The sequence below is a fragment of the Moorena sp. SIO2C4 genome (genome assembly GCF_010672485.1).
GTDB lineage: Bacteria > Cyanobacteriota > Cyanobacteriia > Cyanobacteriales > Coleofasciculaceae > Moorena > Moorena producens.
In genome coordinates, this window is the sequence record NZ_JAAHGN010000621.1 from 1 (window position 1) to 4,422 (window position 4,422).

Genomic DNA, 4,422 nt, shown 5'->3' on the forward strand with positions numbered 1-4,422 from the left:
GTAGTGGTGGACCAACCCCTTGGGGTTCATGGATTAGTTGTGAAGAAAGCACCGTTACTCCCACCACTTATCCGGTAGATGACCCCAGAAGTGTTTCGATGAAGCACGGCTATAACTTTGAAGTGCCCATTACCGGTCAAGTGGTTCAAGCTGAGCCTCTAGTGGCCATGGGTCGTTTTAACCATGAAGCCGTTGCAGTAGATCCCAATACTGGGATTGTTTATCAGACTGAAGACCGGATGGATGGCCTGTTCTATCGCTTTATTCCCAAAGAACCAGGCAACTTAAAAGCAGGGGGTGTACTAGAGGCATTAAAGATCCAGGGAACATTTCAAAAAATCACGGTTGAAAACTTCCCTGTCGGTCAGCCCATGGCAGTAGAATGGGTTCGGATTGAGGATGTAGACCCGGAAGAAGATACTGTGCGGGTTGAAGGTTTTGGTAAGGGAGCAACCCAATTTACCCGGGGAGAAGGGGCATGGTACGGTAATAATGAGGTTTACTTTACCTGTACTAGTGGTGGTTCGTTAAATCCAAACACTGGATGGGCGAATGGAGCTGGTCAAGTCTGGCGCTATGTTCCTGGTAGCAATCCCCAAGAGGGTGGCACCATTGAACTGTTTGTTGAGTCCCATGACCGCAGCTTACTAGAACACCCAGATAATGTGACCATGAGTCCTTCTGGGGATCTCATCCTCTGTGAAGATGGTGGTGGTGACCAATTCCTGGTTGGGGTCAATCCTAAAGGTGAGCTTTACCAGTTGGCACGGAATGCCCTCAACAGCAGTGAGTTTGCTGGTGCTTGCTTCTCACCCAATGGTCGGATCATGTTCGTGAACATTCAAGAGCCTGGTATCACATTTGCAATTCAGGGCCCTTGGGTTTAGAGTCTAAAGCGGTTGTAAAGTCATAGAACTTGACAAAATAAAGAATATAGTGCTACGAATCTATGTTAGGACTTATAGATGACGAGTAGCGAGGAACACCGATGCCTGCTTCCTTAAGTTATGACCTACGCAGAAAAGCAATAGCGGCTGTGAAACGAGGTGATCCCAAAATAGACGTGAGCCGGAGAATATAGAAACGACCCTAAGAGACTATCTCCAAGGATAACTTTCACCAGAGATAGCTCATTTTTTTTGTCAGAAGTTAGTCAACTTTAAATTGGCAGATATTGAAGAATAAAAACGAGATTAACAGAGGTAGAAATAAGCGATAAACAGGCCGATTATTTTGAGTGCAAACCTGATAGTAGATTGAGTCCAAAACTTTAAAATAAATGCTCTGCTAATTTTTGAAAGTGAATCCGATAAGATAGCTGATTAAGATTTATGGACAATGACGGGAATAAAAAAAAAAAATTAATTGAAGTTCTGGGTTACTAAAATTGCTAAAACCCTTTATTTACAGATGATGAAAAAATATCGATTTTATTTATATGTACTTATTACTACTTTAGTAATTACCTTGATAGTTGGCTTGTCACCAACCATTAGCCAACCTATATTACTCGAACAAAAAATACAAACCCTAACCGGTGAAAGATGGTTACAGCATGTAGAAGAAGACCTCAATCCTTGGTGGTTAATGGAAACTGCTTTTGGTAAACCTGTAGGTAATTTTCCTAGCTTGCGATGTGACAATGGGGAGCTACTTGATTTGTCTCAACCATGCCCAATTTTTAAGGATTTAGAAGATGAAGACAATTGGATTAAAAATTACTTTAATAAAAAGCACATAGTTGCTCATTCTCGTCAAATTTACACCTACGGAGTTGCTTATCAATTGACTGGAAATCCTAAATTTTTAAGTTTAGCAAAATCTGGATTAGATTGGATTCGCAAATATGGATTTGATCGAGAAAATGGTGGTGTATTTACTGTATTTTCTGAAGATAATCTTACTCCTCTTTCTTCTGTTTCAGAGCGTAATAGTCAAGAACTAGCCTATGCTTTACAGGGGATGGCTTTTTATTACTATCTAACTCAAGATGAAGAAGTATTGCCAGATATTATTAAGTTAAAAGACTTTATCTTTGAAAATTACTATGATTCAGAACAAGACATAATACTTCAATTACCTAAAAACCCTCAAAACCAGGAATCCAAAAAACAAAGGAAAGGAATAGTGTATGAATTAGATCAAATGAACACCTATCTAATGCTTCTCGCACCGATATTACCTGAACCTTACCAGTCGCAGTGGAAAAAAGATTTGGTTCACATCTCGCGGATCTTAATGAACCAGTTTTACAGTCCTGAATATAATAATTTTTGGTATTATATTGACAATGCAGAAGATAAAAAAATATTAACTGGCAAAACTGATTATGGACATTCAATAAAAACTTTGTGGATGATCTACCTAACTGGTAAATTAGTTAACAATGAAAGATTTATTACTTTTGCGAGAACTAGTGCTGATAAGTTATTCAAAGAAGCCTATGATTCTGAATCAGGAACATGGTATTCACGATTGTATGCTGATAAAAATAAAAAATTAATTAAAGACCTTAATAAAAGTTGGTGGATCTATGCTGAATTGGATCAAGTAGCAGGAACTCTGAGTTTAGAAAACTCATCCTACGTTGACAAATATTTAAAATCAACAGTTAATTGGTGGTTTAAGAATATGGTAGATCATACTAATCATGGAATCTGGCATAAAGTAATTTGGCCAACTTTAGAAAAGAAAGGTTTTAAACAATGGAAATGGAAAAATGGTTTTCACAGTTACGAACATGCTTTAGTGGGCTATATTACTACTCAAGCAACTCAAGGAGAAAAAGTGAAACTATACTTTGCCCGTAAGGAAGGAAAAGAAAAAAAAGGAATTAGACCTTACTATAATACAGGAAAGATTGAAAAAATCAATAAAAAACCGCTACAATCCATACCTGAAATGAATAAAATCGAAGTTACTTTTACGGAGATTAACTATAAATAAAATGCTTAAAAAGTTTCGTAAAAACAAATTTGCATTTAGTCTAATCACTAGCCTAATTATCTTGATACTTTGTTGCTTTTATACCGTATTTCAACCAATATTAGCACAACAAAATACAGAAATAACGATGGGTCAACAATGGTTACAGCATTTAGAAGAAGACCTCAATCCTTGGTGGTTGATGGAAACTGCTTACGGTAAACCTGTGGGTAATTTTCCTAGTTTTCGCTGCGACAATGGTGATCTAGTCAATCCATCTAAACCCTGTTCAGCTTTTACTAAATTAGGAGACAATTATGGTTATATTACCAACAACTTAGATAAAAACTATATTGTCTCTCAGTCTCGTCAAGTTTACACATACTGCGTAGCCTATCATTTAAGTGGAAACCCAAAGTTTCTTAGTTTAGCAAAAGCTGGAATAGATTGGATTCGTAACTATGGACTTGATCGAGAAAATGGTGGTGCATTTAGTTACTTGAAAAGAGAAAGTCGCCAATCTGGTCCTTCTGTTTTAAAGCGTACTAGTCAGGAACTAGCCTATGCTTTACAGGGAATGGCTTTTTATTACTATCTAACTCAAGATCAAGAACTATTACCAGAAATTATTCAACTAAAGAACTTTATCTTTGAGACCTATTATGATCCAAAACTAGAGATGATGATGTGGGTTCCCAAGCAAGTTAAGAATGAAAATGTTACTAACAATTGGCTTAAACAGAAAAAACATTTGCTGTCCCAATTGGATCATATCTATACCTACATGCTTATTCTCGCGCCAATCTTACCAGAACCTTATCAATCAGAATGGAAACAAGATTTGTTAAATTTATCAAGTAGTATAATCAACGAATTTTATAGCCCTGAATATAATACATTCTGGATGGAGATTAACAATATAGGAGAGGGAAAACTGCCGACAGATTATGGTCATTCCATGAAAGCCTTTTGGATGATTTACTTAACTGGTAAACTTTTCAATAATCAAAGATTTATTGACTTTGCCCAAATAGGTGCATCTCGTATGCTAGAGGAAGCTTATGATGTAGAATCAGGGCTTTGGGGTAGAGGTATTAGTTTTGATGAGAATGATAAGGGTGTTCGTGACCTTGACAAAAAATGGTGGGTCTATGCTGAATTAGATCAAATGGCAGGAACACTTAGCTTGGAAGACTCATCCTACGTTGACAAATATTTAAAATCAACTGTTAATTGGTGGTTGAAAAATATGGTAGATCATACTAATCATGGAGTATGGAACTTACTGACTTGGCCGACTTTAGAAAAGCAATTACCTAAACAATACCACTGGAAAAATGGATTTCACTCCCATGAACACGCCCTAGTTGGCTATATTACTTCTCAGGCAAACCAAGGAGAAAAAGTGAAACTATACTTTGCTCGCAAGAAAGGCAAAGAAAAAGAGAATATTAAACCTTACTACTATACAGGTGAGATTGTTGACATCAATAGGTC

Annotated in this window: 3 protein-coding genes and 1 pseudogene; all 4 read left to right on the forward strand. The window is 37.0% G+C overall.

What is annotated here, in order from left to right; translation table 11 throughout:
* Positions 1-887, forward strand: an 887-nt coding sequence (locus tag F6K20_RS25790) for an alkaline phosphatase PhoX (protein ID WP_287296542.1), incomplete at its 5' end; no start/stop codon positions are given.
* A 169-nt stretch (positions 888-1,056) separates the two neighbouring features.
* A pseudogene (locus tag F6K20_RS25795) lies at positions 1,057-1,323 on the forward strand (ISKra4 family transposase); the annotation flags it as partial.
* 87 nt (positions 1,324-1,410) lie between these two features.
* Positions 1,411-2,946 (forward strand): AGE family epimerase/isomerase, encoded by a 1,536-nt coding sequence (locus tag F6K20_RS25800; RefSeq protein WP_075873699.1) that lies wholly within the window; start codon positions 1,411-1,413, stop codon positions 2,944-2,946.
* A gap of 127 nt (positions 2,947-3,073) precedes the next feature.
* A partial coding sequence (locus F6K20_RS25805) for an AGE family epimerase/isomerase (protein WP_287296544.1) occupies positions 3,074-4,422 on the forward strand: 1,349 nt, incomplete at its 3' end.

What these genes read in the sequence shown, in the direction of transcription:
- F6K20_RS25800 (WP_075873699.1), top strand. Translation starts at nt 1,411, where the DNA reads ATGATGAAAAAATATCGATTTTATTTATATGTACTTATTACTACTTTA.